Origin of the sequence: Pseudalkalibacillus sp. SCS-8, assembly GCF_040126055.1 — a bacterium.
GTDB classification, from domain to species: domain Bacteria; phylum Bacillota; class Bacilli; order Bacillales; family Fictibacillaceae; genus Pseudalkalibacillus; species Pseudalkalibacillus nanhaiensis.
The window spans coordinates 1,272,090-1,296,282 of record NZ_CP143541.1 but is presented as its reverse complement, the minus strand read 5'-3'; the positions used below and the strand labels follow the sequence as shown (position 1 = coordinate 1,296,282).

Sequence of the window (24,193 nt, the reverse complement as noted above, 5' to 3'; positions counted from 1 at the left end):
TTATGCACCACAAACATGCAACCACACCCACAACATAAAAAAAGACTGGCGCCCCACGCCAGTCTTCATTCCACAATATTGATGTTATAGTCTTCTAGCCAGGTATTGATTTGGGCAAGGTGGGCGATCAGCTGTGGTCCGGTCATCAGCTGCCCGAACCATGGCGTTTTGAACGCTTCGCCTTTTGTTCGAATGATCTCCTCCACCTTCGACCGGTCCACAATCTCCAACAATGGTGCTGAATCCTTTTCAATGATGGATGACAGCCATTCGGTCACGAGCCGCGTATACTCCGGATGGTGGGTCTTCGGGTAAGGGCTCTTCTTCCGATATAAAATTTCGTTCGGCAGAATCCCTTCCAATGCCTTTCGAAGGATTCCCTTCTCCCTGCCCTCATGCATCTTCATCTCCCATGGGATGTTCCATGCATACTCAACAATTCGATGGTCGGCAAACGGCACACGGACTTCAAGACTTGCCCCCATGCTCATCCGGTCCTTGCGATCCAGTAAGGTTGCCATGAACCAATGCATATTCAAGTAGAACATCTCGCGACGGCGGGCTTCCTCCGGTTTTTCGCCATCAAGCTTCGGCGTTTCATCGACCGTTGCTTGATAACGACTTTGGACATACTCCTGTAAGGAAAGCTTTTTCTGCCATTCCGAACGCAAAATCGACGCCCGCTCATCGACAGAGTGCATCCATGGGAACGCCTCTCTCTCCAGCAGCTCGTTCCGATAAAACCACGGATACCCACCGAAAATTTCATCCGCACATTCACCTGAAAGACCGACAGTAAAGTGCTGCTTGATTTCTTCACAAAACCAGAGCAAGGACGAATCCACGTCGGCCATGCCAGGCAAATCCCTCATATGGACAGCTGCTTTTAAATAATGCAGCAGCTTCTCATTATCAATGACAGAAGTATGATGAATCGTCTTTAGATAATCCCGCATGATTTTGATCCAAGGCCCGTCAGAGTTTGGCTGGAAGGTACTTTTTTTGAAATATTTATCGTTATCCTCATAATCGATGGAATACGTGTGAAGAGCACCTCGCCCCTCCTGCTGATAATAGCGTGAGGCAAATGCACTGATTGCGCTCGAATCGACCCCACCAGATAGGAACGTACAAACCGGGACATCCGCTACCAATTGTCGTTCGACGGCATCCTTCAAAAGCCACCGAACATGATCGACCGTATCATTGAACGACTCGACATGCTCCTTGCTTTCAACATCCCAGTACCGCCATACTTTGACTCCGTTTCGATCGTATTTCATCGCATGGGCAGCACGCAGTTCACTCAATCCTTTAAAAACGCCATGACCTGGTGTACGTGAAGGACCTAATCCGAAAATCTCCTGCAAGCCTTCGCGATCGATTTCCGCCTTCACATCTGGATGTGCAAGGATTGCTTTCAATTCAGATCCGAATAGGAGCGAACCGTTACCAACACGATAAAACAGCGGTTTTACCCCAAGACGGTCTCTTGCCAGGAAAACGTGTTTCTTCGTCTCATCCCAAATCGCGAACGCGAAAATACCATTCAGGTGATCGACACAGGATTCGCCCCATTCGATATAACTGGTCAAAAGCACTTCCGTATCACTGTGCGATTGGAAGGTATGCCCCTTCGTCAAAAGAACCTTGCGGATGTCCTCCGTATTGTACAATTCTCCGTTATAAACTAACGTATAATTCCTTGAATGATAGGATTTGTGCATGGGTTGTCCCCCGCCCTCTGGGTCGACGACAACCAATCTTGCATGACCGAATGCAACATCAGGGAGAGTCCAATGATTCGTCGCATCAGGTCCCCTTTTTCCTAAGGTGGAAGCCATTTTCTTAATCGTTTCGGTATGTTGTGTCAGGTCATTCTTGTAATCGATCCAGCCTGTAATTCCACACATCTCGCTCACCCCTCCATCCTTCTACATACAATTTATGCGTGCAGGATGGAATTGTGCCCATCAGATAAGTCGGCCTCCTTTTTTAGAATTTCAGCTGTGTAATCCGATCGACAGCTTCTATCAATCTTTCCTTATCACATAAAAGGCCAACGCGAACGTATCCTTCCCCATTTTCGCCGAATCCATTTCCTGGAGCGACGATCACATGGGCTTTTTCCATGAGAAGTTCAGTGAACGATTCAGATGTGTAACCATCAGGCACAGGAATCCAGGCGAAGAAGGATCCTTTTGGTGCATCCACTTCCCATCCATGTGCTCTTAAACCTGAAATGAAGGCGTTGCGCCGTTCTTCATACAGCTTCAACAAATCTGAAACACAATCCTGGGGACCATTCAAGGCTGTCGCTGCAGCTTCTTGGATTCCGCCGAAAATACTGCAGTAATTATGGTCCTGCAGCAGATTCAGAGCTTCAATCACTTTTTCATTCCCAAGCGCAAAACCGATGCGCCATCCAGCCATGTTGAAGGTTTTGGATAACGTATAAACTTCAATCCCAACGTCTTTTGCGCCTTCGATCTGAAGAAAGCTGATCGGTTTTTTCCCGTCAAATCCTATTGTTCCATAAGCGAAATCATGCACGACGCAGAAGTTGTTCTTCTCAGCAAGCTGAATGGTCTCTTCGAAAAATTGGGGTGTAGCCGTCGCCGCTGTCGGGTTATTCGGGTAATTCAGGAACATGAGCTTAGCCTGGGAGAGGATATCATCCGGAATCTGATCGTAATCTGGCAAATAATCATTCTCTCGATCCAGGGGCATTTTGTGGCTCTTAGCCCCCGAAAAAGCGATCCCAGATTCATAGTCAGGATAACCGGGATCCGGGACAAGTGCCCAGTCCCCTTCATTCAAGAAGCAATGGCTGACCTCTACAAGTCCGGTTTTTGCACCAAAAAGGACGGATACTTCTTTCTCGGGATCCAGATCAACGTCATATTCACGCTTATAGTAATCTGCAATTGCCTTCTTCAAATAAGGGAAGCCTCTGAAAGGCGGGTATTTGTGATAGGTTGGATTAGCCGCAGCCTCTTGCAAGGAACGTATGATATGGTCAGGAGTAGGTTGATCCGGGTTCCCCTGCCCAAGATTGATCATGTCGTAACCAGCTTCATAGTAAGGTTTGATTTTGTTCACAAGTTTTGCGAAGAACTGATCGGGTAAACGTATTAGTGAATCTGAATACTGAAAACGATCCATAGTGAGCACCTCCGAATGTACATTGGACAAAACAGAATTATACGAAAATTCTAATCATTTATGTTAAAGTGTAAAGGATGAAAAGTAAAGGAAAACAGATTGAACACTGACTTTTAAGGGGGTAAACCAATTGAAGGTAGCCGTTATTCAAATGGATATCCAATTTGGGAATCCACAACTGAACTTCGAACATGTAACGAAGAAAATCAGGGAAGCGTGTAATGAAAAAGCGGATGTCATCGTCCTACCAGAATTATGGACGACCGGTTATGACTTGAAAAATCTTGATGATATCGGAGATCCGAATGGAGAAAAAACCATCGAGTTCATCTCCTCCCTCGCCGTTACTTATCATGTCAATATCATCGCTGGCTCGGTAGCTGTTCGAAAAGGAAACGATGTATTCAACACGATGATGGTTTTCGACCGCGAAGGAAAGATGGTGAAAGAATACAGCAAGGTCCACTTATTCAGACTGATGAATGAAGAACAATATCTGACTTCAGGCAGTGACGATGGTCACTTCCGAATTGATGACCACCCCGCTGCAGGTTTCATCTGCTATGATATCCGGTTTCCGGAATGGATGCGCAAACATGCGCTTGAAGGTGCGAAGATCTTATTCATCCCGGCTGAATGGCCGAAGCCGAGAAACGATCACTGGCGTAACCTGTTGATTACGAGAGCCATCGAAAACCAATGCTATGTCGTTGCTTGTAATCGAATCGGTTCTGATCCTGCCAACGAATTCGGTGGACATTCCATGGTAATTAATCCATGGGGTGAAATCATCACAGAAGCAGAAGAGTCGGAGACCACGTTGTACGCTGATATCAGCATTGAGGAATTGGATGAAATCCGCCAACGCATCCCGGTCTATGAAGACCGCAGGACAGATTTATATTAGGTAAAAAGAGGTGACGCTTTGCGTCACCTCTCTTGCATTTTCAGATGATGTTCTGCTTCTTTATCAATGGTTCCATCTCAACCCTTTTGACGGGTTTACTGAAGTAGTACCCTTGGATTTGATTGCAGCCGAACTCCTTCAAGAGAGCTAATTGATCCTTTGTTTCCACACCTTCAGCAAGAACCGTCATATTCAAGCCTTCGCACATCGTGATGATCGCCCTCACAATCGCCGCATCAGGGTTGGATTGCTTCAAATTACGGATGAAGGACTGGTCGATTTTTAAAATGTCGATTGGAAATTCTCTTAAATAACTAAGTGAAGAATAGCCTGTGCCGAAATCGTCGACAGAAATCTTCACACCTAAATCTCTTAGTCTATTCATAATCGCCAAGCTGTGATCAACGTCTTCGAGCATCATGCTTTCCGTCAACTCAATATGGAGATGATGCGCATCCAGACCTGCTTCTTCCAGGCAGCTTTCTACTTCTTCAATGAAGGCAGGTTGTTGGAATTGCTTACCTGAAACATTGACACAAACTGAAAGATGATCCATCCCTTTATGATGCAAGCGCTGAATTTGATGACACGCCTCTTTCATGACCCAGGAACCGATTCCATTGATGAGCCCTGCTTCCTCAGCGATCGGGATGAATTGGTTCGGCGGGATCATACCACGCTTTGTATGATTCCATCTTATCAACGCTTCAAAAGCAAATACTTCACCCGTTGAAACATCGATCTGTGGTTGATAATGAAGCTCCAATTCATTTCGTTGCATCGCTTTTCTAAGATGGTTTTCCAGCTCAAGACGCTCATTCACAGATTGATTCATTTCATCCGTAAAATATTGAACACTGTTCCGTCCAGCCGCTTTTGCCTGGTGGAGAGCGATATTCGCATTCTTCAACAAGGTTTCATCCTCTTCGCCGCTTTGTGGGAACAGGCTGATTCCGATGCTGGCAGAAACGACGTATTCTTTCCCGCGGAGATAAATCGGTTTTTTAATGATGGATAGGAACTTATTGGCCAGCGCTGAGATTTCGGCGAACTCATTTGCCTGTGGCATAAGAATGAGAAATTCATCTGCTGCAAAACGAGCCAGTACTTGTCCTTTTTCCAACGCACCGCTTAAATTCTTAGCGATCTGCTTTAGAATCTGGTCACCTGCCATATGACCCAATCCATCATTAAGCAGCTTGAATCCATCAAGGTCAATCACCATGACTGCTACAGCTTCACCTGTTTCCTTTGCATTTGCTATCAATGCATTCAATTTTTCATGAAAAAGCAGTCTGTTTGGGAGCCCTGTCAAGCTATCATGATAGGCAAGCTGTGTGATTTTCTCTTCAGCTAGAATTTGATCAGTTCGATTCTTGGCGACGCCATACACCCCTACAACCTGATCATTCACCTTAATCGGCATGTTCGCCACTTCAAATAGAATCATATCTCCATTTTTGTGTTTGATGACAGTCGTATAATGCTGTGGTTGATTGTTCAGGGCAAGCTTGAAATACTCACGAACACGTTCGCTTTCATCTGTCCGCAAAAATTCCAAAGCATTTTTCCCGACGACTTCCTCACTGGAATAGCCCAATAATTTTTCAGCCGCTGCATTCAAACTCGTCAAATTGCCATATATATCAACGGAATATACGATATCAGGATTATGTTCAAATAAGGACTTGTACCGTTCCTCCGACTCCTTCAGATGATGGTGAAGCTCATCCAAATCCTCTGTCGATGACTTAATGAGCTGTGACAATGCAAGCAATTCCTTCAGTTCATGATTACTGTTGGCCACATGATGGACATCGGATTCTTCGAGATAGACTTCATCCTCTGCTAATGCCAGGAAGGTCAAGGCATAGGAAAGCATTTCATTCTTCCCGTCTTCATGATAATATTCACCAGCTGTAAATGCTCCTGACACTGGAACCAGCTGGTTGACAGCCTTCATTTCGTACTCGATCCCTTTTTTGAAAAAGCGAAGCCGTGATAAGCACGAATACATGAAAAGCCCTTCAACAGGTACTTTTCGTAAAACCTCTGTGATGAAATGAAACGAATTCAAGAGAAGTCTTGCATCGCCACAGCCGATCTGAACGGATACTCCTTCTTCTACGTCTTCAAAAACGGTGATTGAACCGTCTTCATGAAGTGTTTTTATTGGAAGAGGCTTTTTGGATGTTCCCCTTTTTATAATAAGAGGAAAAGGGATATCTGAATCTTTCCAACCTATGAGGCCTCCTGCTCCAAGGTACTTTTGGTAAATATCCTGAACAGGTTTACCGTCCAATTGATAAATCCTTTCTTTCTCAGCTTTTGTTACGGTGAACGAACGGCCTACGGGATTCCATTCTGTGGATGCATATAAAGAGGCGCGTAAATGTTCACCAGATAAACTAACAGCAGCAATACCGTTCTCAAGGATTCCATCATCGGTTATCACGTATTCTTCGCCATCGATTAAAGGTACAGCGTTTCCGCCTGCCACAATGACATTTGGATAATGTTCTTCAATGGCTGTTAATAAGGAGTGATGCATCGGCATATGATTTGTCCCAATTAATATTAAGACTTTTGTATCCGGTGATATGATTTGGCTCCCGATTTTCAATCCACAATCATAACCGACCATCTCCTTTGTAAGGTTGATTGAGATACTGGCCGGACGAGTCCGTTGGAAAGCTGTGAACGAAACGACTGTCCCTTCCTTCATGACTTCATCACAAAAAAACGCATCTATCGTTGCCCCGATGATACATGCGTCTGGAAATCGTTCAGTCAGAAACTGATGAAGTTCAATTACACGAGATCTCTTATCCTTGGTGAAGATTTGAATGAGGAGATTAGATTCCTTCCTTAATCCATGATTATCAATAAACGTATTTAGTTGTTCTATGGTTTGATACATTGTATTGTACGTCTTCATCGGTATATTTCCTCAGTTCCTTCGGATTCGTTGTAAAACGAGTATGCTAAACCTCTACTCTTCTTATCGACAACATCTTCCTTTCTCTTCATTGGTCAGCGTATGTATAAACTCCTGTTTTCTCACTCGTATATTCCATTTATTTGAAGTTTACTGGTTCATAGGATTCATTTGTGCAGATTCAGTTAGAAATGCATGTTCACAAACCGAATCGATCAGAAAATGTTATACTGGGTAACGTAAACAAATGAAAAGAAAAGGCTGAGATGGATGAAAAATCTTTTATTTGGCATTCTTACATTAGGATTATTATTCGGTATAGCAGCGGTTGCGGTCAGCCCTGAATTAACGGACCTTTTCGTGGATGAAACAAAGCATGTAACCATCCCACAAGTGAACGAGTCGAACACGGAACCACAATCCGCAGCTAATCCAGCCAATATACTGAAAAAGTCAGGTCATGATTGGGAAGCGTTATCTGAAGAAGGACGTTTAGCGTTCATCCTCCAACTCGTGAAGGCTTTAGAATCAAAGGATATAACAGTCTCCAAGCCGGAAGTTCTGTTAGACCGAATTGATACATACTATGAGGAAAATTCGAAGGAAAAGAAGGTCGAAGAAGTCATCATGATCATTTTGAATGAGGGATGGCTCGAAGATTAGCGTGATGAAGCAAAAAAAAGGTTGAACGCCCTGTAGACGAAAAAGTTCGTCAGCGTTCAACCTTTTTTTACTTATAGAATGCCATATCCAAGGTATAAGACGATGATGAAGGAGATGAGCAGCATGAGCCACATTCCTCCAGCAGAGGCACCTCGTTTTGTTTTTCCAATTACGGCTTCCATACCACCGATAACGATGATTCCGAATAATGCTTTCAGAATCACCCATGCTTGGAAGCCCCCGGTCATATACAAGACAACCATGTAGCCACCTGTAACAAGGATGAGAACATAGAACAAACGAAGGATCATGTTCACAATCTTATGCCCTTTTTCTTTTCCAGCTTTCAATAAGAAATAACTTACAATGAACAAAATAAGTGCGACAGCCCATGATGAGACATGCGCATGAATCATTCCTGCCATATTCAATTCCTCCTCTGTACACAATCATTTTTATCATATCAGATGGCATTCAGAAAGGGAAATCGTAGATATGGGTGTATTGCTTACGAATTATCCTTTATAATAAGGACGAAACCAAATGACAAGAATGGAGTGAGCACATGAATCAAAATCAACTAACAGACCAGTATGGAACAGAACAGATCATTTCAAAGACAGAGCAGTATGGAGCAAAGAACTATCTTCCACTGCCGATTGTCATTTCCGAAGCAGAAGGTGTTTGGGTAAAAGACCCTGAAGGAAAGCGTTATATGGATATGTTGAGTGCATATTCTGCCGTTAACCAAGGGCACCGTCATCCGAAGATCATCGACGCTTTGAAAAAGCAGGCTGATCGTGTGACGTTAACCTCAAGGGCATTCCATAATGACCAACTGGCTCCATTTTACGAAAAAGTATCTGAATTTACGAACAAAGACATGATTCTTCCAATGAACACGGGAGCTGAAGCTGTAGAAACAGCGATCAAAGCCGCTCGTCGTTGGGCATATGATGTTAAGGGAGTTGCTGACAACCAGGCTGAAATCATTGCATGTGAAGGTAACTTCCATGGACGTACGATGACAGCTGTATCACTCTCTTCCGAAGCTGAATATAAGCGCGGATTCGGTCCGATGCTTCCTGGCATCAAGCTGATTCCTTATGGTGACATTGAAGCATTGCGCAATGCGATTACAGAAAATACGGCTGCATTCCTTTTCGAACCGATCCAAGGTGAGGCGGGTATCAACATCCCACCAGAAGGGTTCCTGAAAGAAGCACGCGAACTCTGTACATCTGAAAATGTCTTGATGATTGCGGATGAAATCCAAGCTGGACTAGGACGTTCCGGTAAGAAATTCGCTTGTGATTGGGAAGCTGTTACACCTGACATGTACATTCTAGGAAAAGCACTAGGCGGCGGTGTATTCCCGATTTCATGTGTGGCGGCAGACAAGGATGTCCTTGGTGTCTTCAACCCAGGATCACACGGTTCTACGTTCGGTGGTAACCCACTAGGCTGTGCAGTATCCATCGCATCTCTTGAGGTTCTTGAAGATGAAAAGCTTGTAGAACGTTCCCTTGAATTAGGCGAATACTTCATGAAGGAATTGAAGTCAATCGAGAATCCGAAAATTAAAGAAGTGCGCGGACGCGGCCTGTTCATTGGAGTTGAAATGACAGAAGCGGCACGTCCATATTGTGAGCGTCTGAAGGAAAAAGGATTGTTATGTAAAGAGACACACGATACCGTTATCCGATTCGCTCCTCCACTAATCATCGACAAAAAAGACCTTGATTGGGCAATCGAGCAAATTAAAGATGTATTGAGTGTATAAGTGATAAGAGAAAGCAGGCTGTTTTATCAGCCTGCTTTTTTTGTGGACGAAATTCTTTATATGTTGTTTTGGTCTATCTTTATGGCGAATATGCGTATAAATTTTAAAATCTGCGTATAATCTTGTGAAATTTATGGCTTTACCCTCAAATCGGTCTATCTTCCTAAATTTAAACCCTCCTCGCTACTACAAATCAACTGTTGGTCTTTTTTAGGACAATGCTGAATAAGTCTAGATGTAGCAAGTCATCAATGGAGGTATGCATAACCTATGAAGAATCTGCGTCTGTTTCTCCACCTCGGTCTGCTCGTCAGTTTTGTCCTTCCATGGCTTAAAATTCCGCTGTTCTTCACGACTGTGACGATAACCGGATTCCTTGTTCCATACAAAACAAGAAATCTCGCAAATGAACTGAATGATTTGGGCATCATAACAATTTCCAACGACCAGATGCTCCAGGTCTACCTTATGCTACTCGCTCCGATCCTATCGATGCTCGTAGTGATCAGCCTCTTACGCAAGCGACCGCTGGAATGGTATTTCGACTCTCTTGCCGGCGTTATTGCTGTCATGAGCTGTCTGTATGTGATGACGAATTCAGGTAATATCATTTCCTTCGGCCTCTACATCACCCTGCTCGTTTCCATGCTGCTCGTCGCTTCCCCGCTACTTGATAAAAACCAGAAAAAAGCCGTCGTCGGTATGGCAGAAAAATAAATAGTGTCAGGCACCAATCGGGGTCCCTTGGAACAGTATGCTCCCTGATTGGTGCCTGACACTTCTCATTATATTGAAAAAGGACCGCCTCCAGGGGGCGATCCTTCAATTCAGTATTATTCTTCTCTCATGCCAATCGAGATGTATTTCGTTTCGAGGTAGGCTTCGATTCCTTCAATGCCGCCTTCTCGTCCGAGTCCGCTCTGTTTCATTCCGCCGAATGGCGCTTGGGCTGCTGATGGAAGACCGTCATTCCAACCGACGATCCCATAGTCCAATGCTTCGACTACTTTCATTCCACGGCTGTAGTTTTCACTGAACACATAGGCTGCGAGCCCGAAAGGCGTCATGTTGGCATATTTGACAGCTTCTTCATCCGTTTTCACTTTTTGGATCGGTGCAACTGGTCCAAACGTCTCTTCGTTCATGATCAGCATGCTCGGTTCAACATCAATGATCACGGTCGGCTCATAGAAGTACGTACCGTTTTCAGCTTCCTTCCCTTTTCCACCGGTAGCGAGTTTAGCACCTTGCTTGACGGCATTATCCACATGCTTACCGACTTTTTCATACGCTTCCTTATTAATCATCGGCCCGATATCCGTACCTTCTTCAAAACCGTTACCAACCTTCAGTTTTTCGGTTTCAGCAACGACATGCTTGATGAATTCGTCATAGATGCTTTCCTGAACATAGATGCGATTTCCACAGATACACGTTTGCCCGCCATTTCTGAATTTTGAAGCGACCGTCTGCTGGGCTGCGTACGGAACATCTGCATCATCAAGGACGACGATCGGTGCGTGCCCGCCAAGCTCGAGAGATAGGTTCTTCACCTGCTCGGATGCTTGTTTCATCAATACCTTTCCGACTTCAGTCGAGCCGGTGAATGTGATTTTCCGCACTTTCGGATTGGATAACAACTCCTCACCAATTTCCGAGGACTTACCAGAAACAAGGTTCACGACACCCTTCGGGAAACCTGCTTCTTCACAGAGCTCCACCAGTCTGACAGCCGTCAATGGCGTTTCATTCGGCGGCTTGACGACGAACGTACACCCTGCAGCAAGAGCCGGCGCCATTTTCCTCGTGATCATCGCAGCTGGGAAGTTCCAAGGCGTAATCGCTCCAACGACCCCAACAGGCTGTTTAATCACTTGCATCCGTTTATTGTCTTTCGATGCAGGAATCGTTCGACCATATACCCTCTTTCCTTCTTCCGCATACCATTTTACGAAGGAGGCAGCATATTGGACCTCGCCCTTGGATTCCTTGAGCGGTTTCCCCATTTCGGAGGTCATCAGCCGTGCAAGCTCGTCCTCATTTTCCATCATCAAGTCATAGAGCTTTTCAAGATATGCTGAACGCTCATAAGCATTTAGAGCTGACCAGGAAGGAAATGCATCGTGTGCTGCTTCAATCGCTTTCCTTGTCTCCTTCTTCCCGCCCTTCGGAACTGTCCCGACGACTTCACCAGTAGCCGGGTCCAAAACTTCGACCTTTTCAAGACCATGATCAGACCATTCGTTATTAATGAAAATCCCTTTTTCCATTCGTAACGCCTCCATTTACATTTGATAGTATGTGTGCAATGTCTATTGGTAGATCATCTTTCCAAAGCATCATCACTAAACAATTCCTGTGGGAAGGGACAATTAAACCTCATTCTGAACAGGGTTTTTCAGGATTCCGATCGACTCCACCTCTACCGAAACGACATCTCCTGCCTTCAAGTACTTCGGCGGTTTAAATCCTTTCCCCACGCCTGCTGGGGTCCCGGTTGCAATGATGTCACCCGCTTCGAGTGTCATCACTTTTGACAAATCCTCAATTAGATCAGCGATTGAGAAAATCATCATTTCCGTAGAGGATTGCTGGCGTCGTTCACCATTCACATGAGTCGTTATCGAGAGTTTTTGCGGATCCTGGATCGCCGATTTATGAACGATGACAGGACCCATCGGACAACTGGTATCCAGACTCTTTCCAATCAGGAATTGCTTATGTCTACTCTGTAAATCCCTGGCTGTTATATCATTAATCAATGTATATCCGAATACATGATCATAAGCGCTTTCTTTCTTGATTCGCTTTCCGGTCTTACCGATGACAACAGCAAGTTCACCTTCGTAATCGATTTCAGTTGTCACCTCTGTCGGGATACGAATCGTCTCATTCGTCCCGATGACCGATGTTGGTGCTTTTGAGAAAATCATCGGAACCTCAGGGATGTCGCTTTCATCACCAAGCTCAAGCGCATGTTCCCGATAGTTTTTCCCAACGCAGAAGATGTTCTTGGTTGGTCGAGGGATCGGCGCAAGGAAATCGATGTCATGTACAGACAATGTAAAATTATTTTGCAAGTCCTGATTATTCAACTGTTCGACCAGCTGTCGGGTCTGCTCAAGGAAGTTCTCCCCTTGCTGAATCCCTTCCAATAAAGTAACAGGAAATGGTATGCCGAGTTCAGAAGCGGCCCCAGTGAGATTCACCACTTGCTCGTCCTCTCTCAACAAGCCAATCATCGTCTCATTTCTATATACCGCCGTTAAAAATTTCATATGTATCACCTATCGATAAAGCCGATCATAATCTGCTGCTAATTGAAAATCGAGGTCAGTCAAACCTTTTGCCTTCCAGGAACTCAATTTTACAGTGATGAGTTTATAGTCGATTGAAATAAGCGGGTGATGCTGGACTTCTTCAGATCGGTCCGCAATGCTTTTGACGAAGTCGATTCCGTCCAAATACTGCTTGAATCGGTATTTCTTCACGATCCATTTTTCGTCCTCCAAAGACCATCCTTCTAATGCTTCTAACTGTTGTTCAATCTGCTTTTCAGATAAACGTTCCACTTCAAAATCCTCCTTATGGTCAAATCATACTATCATGATGAGAGATTGCTTATATTTTGTAAAACATTACGCTCGACTACCATGTATATACTTCCACCCGGTAGTAAAATCTCCTCTTTTCCAGTAATACATGTAAAGATTCCAACGGATATGTGGTAGAATAAGGTGTTAATAACAAGCTTTGGAGTGAAATGAATGAATGTTGTCGTAAGTACGCTGAACGCAAAATATATACACACATCACTTGCGCTTCGCTATTTGAAAAGCTACTGTGCCCCTGAATATGATGTGCAGATGGCCGAGTATACCATCAAAGATCCGATCATGAACATCGTGAGCGATCTGTATTCCCGAGATCCGGATGTCATCGGCTTCAGCTGTTACATTTGGAATATCGAAGAAACGATTCCGATCATTGAAATGCTACGAAAAATAAAACCAGACATTAAAATTGTTCTAGGTGGACCAGAAGTCTCCTATGACGTCCCTCACTGGATCGAACGCCTTCAGCATGTGGATTATATCGTTGTCGGAGAAGGGGAGGAAACATTCAAGGATCTCCTTCGTGCCATCGAATCAGGAGATGAGGTTGACAATGTGCCAGGTGTCGCTTTCATGAAAGATGGAAAGCCTCACCGAACAGCACCACGGCCAAAGCTCGATTTGAAAAAGGTTCCCTCTCCTTTCCGGTTTGAGGAAGACCTCGCTCAACTTTCGAAAAGGGTCACCTATATCGAAACGAGTAGAGGATGTCCCTATTCTTGTGCCTTTTGTCTATCTTCCATCGAGGTGGGTGTCCGTTACTTCGATATCGAAATGATGAAAGAAGAGATTCGTTTTCTGATGAAGAATGGTGCCAGGACAATCAAATTCGTCGATCGGACCTTCAATATCCGAAGAGATTACGCTCTTGAAATGTTCGAGTTTTTGATCAACGAACACCTTGAAGGAACCGTCTTCCAATTTGAAATCACAGCGGATATCATGCGCCCTGAGGTCATCGACTATCTCAATGAACACGCACCTCCAGGTTTATTCCGTTTTGAAATCGGGGTTCAATCGACGAATGATGCAACAAACGAACTCGTGGAGCGCCGACAGAACTTTGAAAAACTGACAAGAACGGTCACAACTGTGCGGGATGGCGGAAAAATCGTTCAGCACCTGGATCTGATTGCAGGATTACCTGAAGAAAACTACGATTCGTTCCGCAAGACCTTCAATGATGTGTTCGCTTTTCGGATTGAAGAGGTCCAGCTTGGTTTCTTGAAGATGTTACGAGGAACAGGCTTACGATTACGAGCAGAGCAGCATGACTACGTCTATATGGATAAAGCCCCATATGAAATCCTCGGGAACAACGTCCTGAGTTTTGACGAAATCATCAAAATCAAGCGCGTTGAAGATGTCTTAGAAAAGTTCTGGAATGACCACAGGATGGATACAACCGTGAGTTATTTGATTGATCATGTCTTCCCTTCTGCTTTCGACTTCTTCCAGGCTTTCGGAGATTACTGGGAAAAACGGGGATGGTCGAGAATCGGTCATCAACTTGAGGATCTGTTCAAGCGTCTCCATTCCTTCTTGTCTGATCATGGCGTTGACAATCTGACAGTCATCGAAGGGTTGATGCAGTATGACTACTTCATCAGGCAGAAACATAAACCACGAAAACCATGGTGGGACTTCACGATGGATAAACAGACCCAGTCCTCCTACCTGCGATACCTGGCAGAGCACCCTGAGCAGGTTTCAGATTCCTTTGCTAGTCTTGGTCTCGGGGAGAAGGAACTACACAAGCATGTTATGATTGAGAGACTTCCATTTGATTTGGAAACACTCATGAATGAAGGAGACCTTATAGAGTCCGATACATTGCTGATCGTTTACTTTGACCCTAAGCAGCAATCGGCGAGCGCCTATACGATCAGTGATGAGCAAATTCGTTCAAATGCCGTTGTTTGATGAAGGAGGATAAAGATGGCAAATACACACACGTATACACGTAAGGAAGAAATCGTCAACGCGATTACACATGGGATCGGTGCGGTTTTCAGTGTTGTAGCCCTTGTTTTATTGGTGGTCATGGCTGCGATGGATGGTTCAGTATGGCATGTCGTCAGCTTCTCAATTTATGGCGCGTCCATGCTATTGCTTTATACAGCTTCCACACTGGTCCATAGTTTTCCTGAGGGAAAATTGAAGGATTTGTTTGAAATCTTTGACCATGCAGCGATTTATGTATTCATTGCGGGAACGTATACACCTTTCCTTTTCATTGTCGTTAAGGGAGCCTTAGGCTGGACGTTGTTCGGAATCGTCTGGGGGATCGCTCTTGTCGGGATCTTTTTCAAAGCCTTCTTTGTGAAGCGATTCCTTTTCCTTTCAACCATCATCTATATCATCATGGGGTGGCTTGCCGTATTTGCTTGGAAGCCTCTTATGACCGCTCTTCCTACAGATGGGAGCATGCTGTTCATCCTAGGAGGCATCCTCTATACGGTTGGAACGATCTTTTACGTGTGGCGTGCTTTCCCGTATCATCATGCTGTTTGGCATGTATTCGTACTTGCGGGGACAGCGACTCACTTCTTTGCCATTCTGTTGTACGTTTTACCGATTTCAGTCGCTTAAGGAATACACGTAAAAAGGGTGATCGATGTTCGATCACCCTTTTTGTATGCGTTAAAGACATTCATCCTTTCGGACCGCTATCCTCATCCCTCTCTTCAGCAGGAGGGTCAAGAATATTTTGTCGATCCTTTTTGTCACTATTGTAGCGACTTTTCTTTCCATCATCCTGCTCTTCTGTGTCTGATGTATCTGTATTTGTATTATCCGATCCATCATTCTGAGAATCTGTGTTTGACTCAGAATCAGTGTCTTCCGTCTCATCGTTTTGTTCCTCAGTATCAGAAGAATCGTTGTCAGTGTCTTCAGACTCCTCCTGATCCTCTGTGCTGGAAGAATCGGTATTCGATGTTCCTGTTTCGGTTGAATCCGTTTCCGTCTCCACGCTTGTTTTTATGACCTTTTTCAATGGAATAACTTTCACTTCAATTTCCATATTATCGACTAAAAGGCGGTTCGGTTCCATTAATATATGTTCCCCGGCTTTCAAGCCTTTCGTGACTTGGACAAGTTCATCATTCTTGAAGCCAAGTTGGACTTTTCGTTTATCAACATAATCATTCTCTACGACAAAAACATACTCATGACCATCTTCATAAAGAATATTCTCAGGCTTTACAGCGATTGCATCTTCAACAACGACTGGCTTAACAGTAACATTCAGTGTATGCCCGATTTGGAATTCGGTTGTGTCATCCTCTACAAATTCAATTTCTATCTTGAACATGCCTTCCTTTTCATGTTCAGGTGCTGGTTGGACAGATGTAATCAAGCCATCCCACTCTTCACCTTTGACGGATTGTAATTTCACCTCATCCCCTTCATTAACGAAAAGGGCTTCCTTCTCTGAAAGAAAAGCTTGTACAAAGAGATCGTCATCATTCACGACAACGACAAGGGGAGCCTTATTTGCACCTCTTTGCGTGGTTACTTCCTGGACTTTACCTGAGATCGAGCTTTTAATGGTAACTTCTTCTGATTGCGTCTCCAACTGAGTGATTTCACTTTCTTTGTTCGAAATGATCGTGTCAATTCGATCAGCCTGGTAAGCAGCCTCCGCTTCCTCTTGCTCGAGTAGGAAAATGGTTGTCTCGTTCTTTTCATCGTCCTCTTTACTTTCTTCTTGTAAAATCTGGTTGCTGATCAAAGTTTCTCGATCCTCGTGGTAGTCTTTTTCCGTTTCGAGCACCTCTACCTCGTTTTCTAGAGCCGTTATCCGAGCTTCTAAATTCTCCGTATGGTAGGCGAGGATTTCGTCTTCAGCCGAAACCTCCTCTCCTTCCTCTACAAGGATTTCCTTTAACGCGCCATAGCTTTCATCATAAAAGAATTCTTCCTTCTCTTCAGGCATGATGATGCCAGTCATTTCGATTGTATCCCTCATATCATGAGTATCGATTTGATAAGCGTCATATGGTTTTTCACTTGCAAACAATGATTTATTCAACACGAAAAGATACGTATTCACAATAACGAAAAGCACAATCGGAAGCACGATCAATGCTCTCTTGATATATCGATTCACTAGAAAACCTCCGTTTCTACCCATTCAACTGAAGATGATACATCATGTTGATCACGGCAAGGATGAGGATGAACGTAACGTGCAAACCGATTGCTACGGTATAGATATACCTCTTCGGCTTCAACGATGTCTCCATGAGAAGCTTGACTGTCGTATATAAATGCCATAAGGAGAAGAGGGTGATCCATCCTGCAAGCGTGGTCAAAAACACATTATTGGTCACTGCTTTCACCCAAGGTCCGATTCCAAATGGGGAAAGGATTTCAGTAGAGCCGAAAGCCCACATATATGGAATATGAGCAGCGATAGCAACCAGAATGATGACAAACAAATACGTATGTAGGATGAATAGTTTCCTGTATCCGATATCACGGAAAAATCCCCAAAAAGAAAGAGTCATAGAGCCAATGATCAAAAAAGGGATAATCAATCCAACGATTGCGCCACCAATACCGATTAAAATGGCAGCAGAAAATTCCTGTTCAGCGGTCAGCTTCAGCTTTACCACTTCCGGCATCTGAAGCCATTCAGCAGCACAAATATAGAAAACAAGTCCAAAAATGATTGAACTGCAGAATAACAAGATTAACAATCTTAATCGATACCCATGGATAGACTGGGATTCTCTTAAATTATGTAAAGTGTCCTCCGGCTTGAATAAGCCTCTCCAAACATGTACGTGATGTTCCAATCTTCTTCCTCCATTCCAACGATCCTATCATAGGCACATCTCTTTCATCCTACCAGAAAATGAGGTGCATATCATATTTTTCCAATAATAAAATAGTAAAAAATTATCTGCTTCACACCATTGTAACCGATAAATAATCAATTGTTTTGCTAATCTTCGATAAAAAGTTGCAAATTCCTTGTTTTATGAATTTGGAAATGAGGAATTCCAATAACACCTCACCAGTTTTGACCCTATATTCACGAACATTATCCTCAAAGACTATCATTTAAGGAGTAGTGAAGAGAATTATGACAATGCAAAAGGCCAAGGGACAACCAAGATCGACCACACAGTCATCCTCCTACTATGATCAAGCTTGTCAGGTCATCCCAGGGGGTGTCACCGCTAATATCAAATACTTTCCACCCAATCCACTGTTCATGGAAAAGGCCTCTAAAAGCCGTTTATACGACGTAGATGGGAATGAGTACATTGATTACCTCCTTTGTTACGGAGCTCTCATCCTGGGGCATGGGCATCCAGACGTCATTGAAGCCGTCCACGAACAAATGGCTGAAGCGGGCACGACGATTTTTGGAACGCCTCACAAGACAGAGATTGAAATGGCTGAAAAATTGATCGATCTTTATCCCGGAATTGACATGGTACGTTATACCAACTCCGGTTTAGAAGCAACACAATTGGCGATCCGCATGGCGATGGCCTTCACCGGTAAAAGGAAACTGGCTAAATTTGAAGGACACTATCATGGAGGCTATGACCAGGTGCTCTTAAGCATCAATCCTGATGAAAAAGAAGCAGGTTCAGAAGACCATCCATCGGCTGTACCTGAATCAAGTGGCATTCCAGATTACTATGTCGAAAATACCGTCATTCTTCCATTCAACAATTTAGAAGCAACCGCTCAAATCCTCAAAGAACATAAAGACGAACTAAGTGCGGTCATCATTGAACCTGTACAAGGAGGGTTCATCCCAGCAAACCCAAGCTTCCTCCATGGTTTACGGAAGCTTACAGAAGAACTTGGCATTCTGCTGATTTTTGATGAAGTAAAAACAGGTTTCAGATTGTCACTCGGAGGGGCACAAGCCGTCTATGACATCAAACCTGATCTCACGGCTCTCGGAAAGGTGCTGGGCGGCGGTTTTCCTGTTGGAGCTGTCGGTGGCCGTAAGGATATCATGATGGTCAGCGCTTCCAACAAAGGCCGCGATATTCTGACAACAGGGTCATCAAGTACACAAAAGACAGATGTGCTTTTCCATAGTGGAACCTATAATGGTCACCCTACTGTTCTTGCAGCAGGACTTGCGACAATCAAGGTACTCGAATCCCAAAACAATATGAAGAAAATCGTTGAGCGTACGTATGATTTGAGAAACCAGCTTGAAAAAAGCTATCATGCTAAGGGAATCCAAATGAAAACAGTGGGAACAGGGAGCATCTTCAATATTCTCTTCACAGAATCTGACGTTGAGCGATATCGAGATTTGAAAAAATGTAACCATCAGCTCCGTCAGAAATTGGATTATGAACTTTTGAACCAGGGAATCTACACGAAACCTCTCAACCGCTATTCAATGTCGTTAGCGCATGATGAAGAAACGATCAAACTGACAGTCGAAGCTCATGAACGTGCAATTGATCGTGTTTTGAATAGCTGATAGAAGAATATAAAAAACTGCACCTCCATTGGCTAGCTGTGCCTAATCAGGGGGTGCAGTTCATTTTTAGAGGGTTTCAATAGAAACTTGGCTTCCTGCCCCGGTCGGTTTTGCCGGTTCGACAATCAACTTGCGTGGTAATCGTGCCCTCAGCTCAGGTACATGAGAAATGACACCGACGGAGACACGTTGCATTTGAAGTCGTTCAAGTGCTGATATGACGGTATCCAATAATGACTGATCAAGTGTTCCGAAACCTTCATCCAAGAAAAAGAATTCCAATGGATACTCCCCTTGCAGCTGGATTTGAGCAGACAAGGAAAGTGCTAACGCTAATGAAGTGAGGAAGGTTTCACCACCAGATAGTGAAGTGACAGGTCTTCTTACACCACCATTGGCATCATCACGTATAACGAAGCCACCAGTAGAATCGACCTCCAGCGCGTAACGCTGTCTAGTCAGTTCCCCAAGTCGTTGGGAAGCGTCTCTCGCCACCTGGTTCAATTGCTCCTCTGCAATGAATTCCACGAAGCTGTTCCCTCTGAAGACTGTTTGGAGTTTCCCTAATCTTTCAGAAAGCTTTTCTTTTTCTTTCCGTTCTGTTTCCAATTCTTCGTATTTTGCAGCTCTCTTTTCGAGGTCCTCTACCTCACCTTCAAGTCTTGCCTTTTCAGATAGAGCCTTTTCTTTGGCTTCTTTAGCTTGATTCAGCTCCTCTTGGACCTTTAACCATTCCTGCTCGCTCACCTCTTGATTGTTCAACAACTTCAGAAGACGGCTTTGGTCGTTTAGATGCTGCTGCTTTTGTTGATTGAACCGCTTGATTTCTTCTTCCCATAGTTCAAGCTGTTGTTTCGTATTAACAGCATCCTTGACTTCCTCCGTACTTTCAAAGGGTGTTTCGGCTACTTTCTTGCGCCAATGATCCTGAACCTTTTCAAGACGTTCACCTAAGTGTCGTAAAGTAGAGCGGGCGCTTTCAAGTTCCTTTTCAAGCTTTTGCAGGTTCCTCGTTTGCTGTTCCCATGACTGATGGATCGTTTGTTCCTTGTTCTTAAGCTCATCAATTTCGTTTTGGACCTTTGTTATGAGGGTTGAAGCCGATTCTTCCCCACATCGCTCCTTCAGTTTCTCTTGGATAAGGGTCTCTCTTTTTTCTAAATTGGATATCTCCGATTTGATCCCCGCTACTTTCAGCGTTAACGATTGTACGTGGTCATACGCTTTCGAGATCGTATCGTCCATTTCAAGGAGGTATGACACGCTCTTATCATAACGTGCACTCAATTCTGAAACATCTTTCTCCCGTTGATCCATCTCTCTCTGCTGTTCCTCAAGCTCAGCATAAGGGAACATGTGATAGGAGGCATTCCACTTTTCCTGAAGGTGACGAAGCTGTTCATCCGCCTCATTTATTTTGATGGTAAGCCGGTCAAGTTCTCTTTCATGATTTTTTTCAGTTGTTGTATGTTCCAACAGCTGCTTGTCACTGTTGGAATAGTCAAGAATATATTTCGCCTTCTTTTCTTTCAACTCGATAAGGTCTTGTTTAAAGCCTTTCGTTTCCGTTTGCAACAACTTCAAATAGTTGTGCAGGCTTTCAGTTGAATGGAAGGATTCCTGAATCTCCTCAAACCTTGCTGCAGCAATTTCATCACTTGCGAACTCATCCTTCTGGATATACTCCTGCAATGCTTCATATAAATATTCGAGATCTCGTTTGCAGTGCCCCATCTGGACTTCTTCACTTCTAACCGAAGATAACAGCTCTTCATATTCCTTTACGATCGCGGAATAATCCATCTCATTTTCATGTGGAATAGCTAGTTCAGGGTGATCATCCGAACCACAAACCGGACACTTTTCCCCTTCCTTCAATTGAGCAGCAATTTGAGAGGATAAAGCGTGAAGCTCTGTTTTTCTCTGTTGTTCCTTCAAATCATGTAAAGATCCTTCGATGGAACTTTTTGCTTCTTCAATGACACGTTCATGTTCACATACACGATTGTAGATCGACTCGGTATGTTTACGGAGGTAGGCGATATTTTCTTTCACTTTCCACTGATGTTTGTTTTGCTTATCAATTTCAGATATAACAGCACGTAAAGTTTGGGAGACAGTCTCATATTCCCCTGTCATTTCGTTTTTCTGCTTACTGATGGAGTCGATTTCCTTCTTCAGAGCTCCCGCATCCCTCAACTTGTTCCGATCATCTAAGCTTATAGCCTTTTCATCCAACATCCGTTTGATCTCAGATTGTTTAACAAGCGCCCGCTTTTTCCGCTCTCTATGCTGGTCCAATTCGGTTTGAAGGGCTTTAAGGGACTCGGTTTCTTTCTTCAGTTCATTTTTTTGGTGGTCAAGCTGTCCGCTCACCTGATCCTTTTCATTTTCAAGCTCTAGAGCTTGTTTAAGCTCTTGGAGGCGTTCATATAATCCCGGCTCTTTTTCAGCTCTGGTTTTTTTTATAGAATCCAGCGTCTTCTTCGTTTCCTCTGTTTTTACAACAGCATCGTTCGTTTCAGCCTGCAACTTTGCACAGGATTCTGACCAGTGCTTTTGGTCCGTGTTTAATGAATCGAGCTCTTCTGCAATCGGCAATAAGGATTCAGCTATCCGTGCTGTGTGAAGTGCTTCCTCAGTGGTCTTGATGTCGGATTCTTTTTTATTCAACTCCTCCAAAGACCCTTTCACCTCATTCAACTCTTCCTGCCACTTCCAAATCTGACGGTAATGATCAAATTGAACTTCTTTCTTTTGGAGATTAGTATGTTGCACCTGAACGGAATGGATCGCATCGGCGAGCTTCTTTTTCAACTCATTTAAAACTTGCTTAGAAGCTTCTCCTAATCCTTGTTGCTCAGCTGAAATCTCCTTCAACTCCATTTTGGTTTCGTCCATTTTGACCTTCAATCGGTGGTAGAGAACATCTCCATATTGTTCAAGGCGGAACAATCGTTGAAGCATTTGTCTCCGATCGGCACCTTTAAGGGATAAAAACTCAGCGAATTTTCCTTGAGGCAGAACGACCGCTCTTGTAAAATCCGTCAACGTAAGCCCCAGGATCTCTTCAACCTTTGCTGTCACATCACGCTCTTTGTCCGCTAATACGATGTGTTCACCATTGACTACTTCGATAAGGCGGCAAGTGCTCGTCCGTACAGAATCGTTTTTGGATCGTTTATACGTACGTTCAACCTCATATCGTTTACCTGATGTAGCGTGACCGAGTTCAAATGTAAAACTTACATTCAACTGATCTTCAGCATGATTCATGATCCCTTGAATGGTGTTCGCTGCTCGTTCAACCTTACCGTATAATGCCAGTGTCACAGCATCCAACAAGGAGGATTTCCCGCTTCCAGTAGGTCCGAATATGCCGAAGACCCCGCCTTTACATAGGGTTTGGAAATCAACCTCCTGTTTATCCCTGAAGCTATGTAAACCCATTACAGATAAGTGAATGGGGCGCATACTCACGCACCTCCTTCATTTTCGCCGATTAATTCCATAAATAACTTTACAGTCTCATCATCAGGGGTACCACCGTTCGTCTGTCGCTTATAAAAACGTGAAAACAGCTCATCAATCGGCAGCTCCGACATTCTCACACCCTCAATTGCTGAATCTATTTCTTCAAACACGGGCCTGATATGAATGAACCCTTCATGGGCGTTTCTCAATTTGTGGATTTCTTCCATGCTTAATGTATCTTGCAAATGGACTTCCAAGTCAATCCATGCATTCGAATCTTTCTTTTCTTCCAACCATCGATGGACCTGGGACAACCCTTCCTCAGCCTTCCATCTTACTAAAGGCTTTCCGCTGGAAAGGTACACTTCCCTCCAGTCAGGTTCGGAACCAGGTTTCAGGTCGACAATTGTGACAGATTTCGTCTGCCCAGCCTCCGAAAAACTATAGGATAGTGGCGAGCCTGAATATCTGGTTACGCTCTCTGCCCTTTTGATCGTTTGCGGGCGATGAAGATGTCCTAGTGCGACATATTGAGCACCCGGAGGCAGGGCATTGGCGGTGACTGTATAGGCACCACCTACCTGGATCGGCCTCTCGGACTCGCTCTCCCTTCCTCCAGCTACGTAAATATGACTCATCGCCACATTTACACTTGAAGAGTCAAAACCTTTGCAAAGCTCTTGGAAGATCTTCTCAATACGTACATCATAAGCGTCACGTAACGCTGCTTCATCAAACGAATCAGACAACAGCTCCTTCAAACGTGATTCCGAAGGATAAGGGAGACCTGCGATTTTCAGACGTTCACCTGTCCTTTCAACCTCCAGTTCAATAGGGCGGATTGTCGGATGACCAACAATCCTAATGCCGTGCATCTTTGCCAATGGACCTGACGCGCTCAGTCGTTCTGGGCTGTCATGGTTCCCAGAGATGATCACCACCTGGCACTTATGATCTTTCGTAAGCTCTGCCATTGACTCGTAGAACAGTTGCTCAGCTGTCGCCGGTGGATTGACCGTATCGAAAACATCTCCAGCCATCAACACGACATCCACTTTTTCAGCGACGACGATTTCACATAACTCTTTTAAAAACGCTTCTTGTTCTTTTAACCGGCTCCTACCTTCCAGCGTCCTTCCGAGATGCCAATCAGCGGTATGCAGTATCCTCATGGAAT

Annotated in this window: 18 protein-coding genes; 7 read left to right on the top strand and 11 right to left on the bottom strand. The window is 44.2% G+C overall.

The genetic code is table 11. The features are described 5' to 3' along the window. Positions 1-65 precede the first annotated feature (65 nt). Positions 66-1,913 carry an asparagine synthase (glutamine-hydrolyzing) gene (gene asnB, locus V1497_RS06680; protein WP_349410200.1) on the bottom strand — a complete coding sequence of 616 codons (1,848 nt, stop codon included), beginning with the start codon at positions 1,911-1,913 and terminating at the stop codon, positions 66-68. Between the two features lie 82 nt (positions 1,914-1,995). After that, a complete protein-coding gene (locus tag V1497_RS06675; RefSeq protein WP_349410199.1) occupies positions 1,996-3,165 on the bottom strand; it encodes a pyridoxal phosphate-dependent aminotransferase in 1,170 nt (389 codons plus the stop codon). Positions 3,166-3,295: 130 nt separating this feature from the next. On the opposite strand from V1497_RS06675, the gene V1497_RS06670 reads away from it, so the two are divergent. Then, positions 3,296-4,072: a carbon-nitrogen family hydrolase gene (locus V1497_RS06670; RefSeq protein ID WP_349410198.1), complete on the top strand. Its 777-nt coding sequence runs from the start codon at positions 3,296-3,298 to the stop codon at positions 4,070-4,072. 40 nt (positions 4,073-4,112) lie between these two features. On the opposite strand, the gene V1497_RS06665 is transcribed toward V1497_RS06670, so the two are convergent. After that, positions 4,113-7,010 (bottom strand): EAL domain-containing protein, encoded by a 2,898-nt coding sequence (locus tag V1497_RS06665; RefSeq protein ID WP_349410197.1) that lies wholly within the window; start codon positions 7,008-7,010, stop codon positions 4,113-4,115. Between the two features lie 270 nt (positions 7,011-7,280). Between V1497_RS06665 and V1497_RS06660 the strand changes: the two genes are divergently transcribed. Further along, positions 7,281-7,673, top strand: coding sequence for a hypothetical protein (locus V1497_RS06660; protein WP_349410196.1), 393 nt, complete (start codon positions 7,281-7,283; stop codon positions 7,671-7,673). A gap of 71 nt (positions 7,674-7,744) precedes the next feature. Here V1497_RS06660 and V1497_RS06655 read toward each other — a convergent pair whose 3' ends face one another. Further along, positions 7,745-8,098 carry a YisL family protein gene (locus V1497_RS06655; protein WP_349410195.1) on the bottom strand — a complete coding sequence of 118 codons (354 nt, stop codon included), beginning with the start codon at positions 8,096-8,098 and terminating at the stop codon, positions 7,745-7,747. 140 nt (positions 8,099-8,238) lie between these two features. Here V1497_RS06655 and V1497_RS06650 point away from each other — a divergent pair, with 140 nt between their 5' ends. Then, entirely contained in the window at positions 8,239-9,456 is a 1,218-nt protein-coding gene (locus V1497_RS06650) for an ornithine--oxo-acid transaminase (protein ID WP_349410194.1), read from the top strand. 270 nt (positions 9,457-9,726) lie between these two features. After that, positions 9,727-10,173, top strand: coding sequence for a hypothetical protein (locus V1497_RS06645; RefSeq protein ID WP_349410193.1), 447 nt, complete (start codon positions 9,727-9,729; stop codon positions 10,171-10,173). A 116-nt stretch (positions 10,174-10,289) separates the two neighbouring features. Here V1497_RS06645 and V1497_RS06640 read toward each other — a convergent pair whose 3' ends face one another. From V1497_RS06640 to V1497_RS06630, 3 genes are all read right to left on the bottom strand, one after another. Further along, the gene (locus tag V1497_RS06640; RefSeq protein WP_349410192.1) at positions 10,290-11,726 is read right to left on the bottom strand and encodes an NAD-dependent succinate-semialdehyde dehydrogenase; all 1,437 of its coding nucleotides are present in this window, start codon (positions 11,724-11,726) and stop codon (positions 10,290-10,292) included. Positions 11,727-11,828: 102 nt separating this feature from the next. Beyond that, positions 11,829-12,734 (bottom strand): fumarylacetoacetate hydrolase family protein, encoded by a 906-nt coding sequence (locus V1497_RS06635; RefSeq protein ID WP_349410191.1) that lies wholly within the window; start codon positions 12,732-12,734, stop codon positions 11,829-11,831. Between the two features lie 9 nt (positions 12,735-12,743). Further along, the gene (locus tag V1497_RS06630) at positions 12,744-13,028 is read right to left on the bottom strand and encodes a 4a-hydroxytetrahydrobiopterin dehydratase (RefSeq protein WP_349410190.1); all 285 of its coding nucleotides are present in this window, start codon (positions 13,026-13,028) and stop codon (positions 12,744-12,746) included. A 195-nt stretch (positions 13,029-13,223) separates the two neighbouring features. Here V1497_RS06630 and V1497_RS06625 point away from each other — a divergent pair, with 195 nt between their 5' ends. Next, entirely contained in the window at positions 13,224-14,993 is a 1,770-nt protein-coding gene (locus V1497_RS06625) for a B12-binding domain-containing radical SAM protein (protein ID WP_349410189.1), read from the top strand. 15 nt (positions 14,994-15,008) lie between these two features. After that, positions 15,009-15,662, top strand: a complete 654-nt coding sequence (gene trhA, locus V1497_RS06620; protein ID WP_349410188.1) for a PAQR family membrane homeostasis protein TrhA — start codon at positions 15,009-15,011, stop codon at positions 15,660-15,662. A gap of 61 nt (positions 15,663-15,723) precedes the next feature. Here the strand turns inward: trhA and V1497_RS06615 are convergent, their stop codons facing one another. Both V1497_RS06615 and V1497_RS06610 read right to left on the bottom strand, forming a co-directional pair. Further along, a complete protein-coding gene (locus tag V1497_RS06615) occupies positions 15,724-17,184 on the bottom strand; it encodes an efflux RND transporter periplasmic adaptor subunit (RefSeq protein ID WP_349410187.1) in 1,461 nt (486 codons plus the stop codon). A gap of 16 nt (positions 17,185-17,200) precedes the next feature. Continuing rightward, positions 17,201-17,875 (bottom strand): hypothetical protein, encoded by a 675-nt coding sequence (locus V1497_RS06610; RefSeq protein WP_349410186.1) that lies wholly within the window; start codon positions 17,873-17,875, stop codon positions 17,201-17,203. Positions 17,876-18,165: 290 nt separating this feature from the next. On the opposite strand from V1497_RS06610, the gene V1497_RS06605 reads away from it, so the two are divergent. Next, positions 18,166-19,542, top strand: a complete 1,377-nt coding sequence (locus V1497_RS06605; protein WP_349410185.1) for an aspartate aminotransferase family protein — start codon at positions 18,166-18,168, stop codon at positions 19,540-19,542. 66 nt (positions 19,543-19,608) lie between these two features. Here V1497_RS06605 and V1497_RS06600 read toward each other — a convergent pair whose 3' ends face one another. Then, complete coding sequence (locus tag V1497_RS06600; RefSeq protein ID WP_349410184.1) at positions 19,609-23,016, bottom strand: SMC family ATPase; 3,408 nt, start codon at positions 23,014-23,016, stop codon at positions 19,609-19,611. A 2-nt stretch (positions 23,017-23,018) separates the two neighbouring features. Further along, positions 23,019-24,188: an exonuclease SbcCD subunit D gene (locus tag V1497_RS06595; RefSeq protein WP_349410183.1), complete on the bottom strand. Its 1,170-nt coding sequence runs from the start codon at positions 24,186-24,188 to the stop codon at positions 23,019-23,021. Between the last annotated feature and the right edge of the window lie 5 nt (positions 24,189-24,193).

Excerpts from the sequence above, each read along its gene's own strand:
- V1497_RS06635 (WP_349410191.1), bottom strand. The coding sequence starts at position 12,734 with ATGAAATTTTTAACGGCGGTATATAGAAATGAGACGATGATTGGCTTG.
- V1497_RS06665 (WP_349410197.1), bottom strand. The coding sequence starts at position 7,010 with ATGAAGACGTACAATACAATGTATCAAACCATAGAACAACTAAATACG.
- V1497_RS06655 (WP_349410195.1), bottom strand. The coding sequence starts at position 8,098 with ATGGCAGGAATGATTCATGCGCATGTCTCATCATGGGCTGTCGCACTT.
- V1497_RS06650 (WP_349410194.1), top strand. The coding sequence starts at position 8,239 with ATGAATCAAAATCAACTAACAGACCAGTATGGAACAGAACAGATCATT.
- V1497_RS06625 (WP_349410189.1), top strand. The coding sequence starts at position 13,224 with ATGAATGTTGTCGTAAGTACGCTGAACGCAAAATATATACACACATCA.
- asnB (WP_349410200.1), bottom strand. The coding sequence starts at position 1,913 with ATGTGTGGAATTACAGGCTGGATCGATTACAAGAATGACCTGACACAA.
- V1497_RS06660 (WP_349410196.1), top strand. The coding sequence starts at position 7,281 with ATGAAAAATCTTTTATTTGGCATTCTTACATTAGGATTATTATTCGGT.
- V1497_RS06605 (WP_349410185.1), top strand. The coding sequence starts at position 18,166 with ATGACAATGCAAAAGGCCAAGGGACAACCAAGATCGACCACACAGTCA.
- V1497_RS06595 (WP_349410183.1), bottom strand. The coding sequence starts at position 24,188 with ATGAGGATACTGCATACCGCTGATTGGCATCTCGGAAGGACGCTGGAA.
- V1497_RS06640 (WP_349410192.1), bottom strand. The coding sequence starts at position 11,726 with ATGGAAAAAGGGATTTTCATTAATAACGAATGGTCTGATCATGGTCTT.
- V1497_RS06645 (WP_349410193.1), top strand. The coding sequence starts at position 9,727 with ATGAAGAATCTGCGTCTGTTTCTCCACCTCGGTCTGCTCGTCAGTTTT.
- V1497_RS06600 (WP_349410184.1), bottom strand. The coding sequence starts at position 23,016 with ATGCGCCCCATTCACTTATCTGTAATGGGTTTACATAGCTTCAGGGAT.
- trhA (WP_349410188.1), top strand. The coding sequence starts at position 15,009 with ATGGCAAATACACACACGTATACACGTAAGGAAGAAATCGTCAACGCG.
- V1497_RS06675 (WP_349410199.1), bottom strand. The coding sequence starts at position 3,165 with ATGGATCGTTTTCAGTATTCAGATTCACTAATACGTTTACCCGATCAG.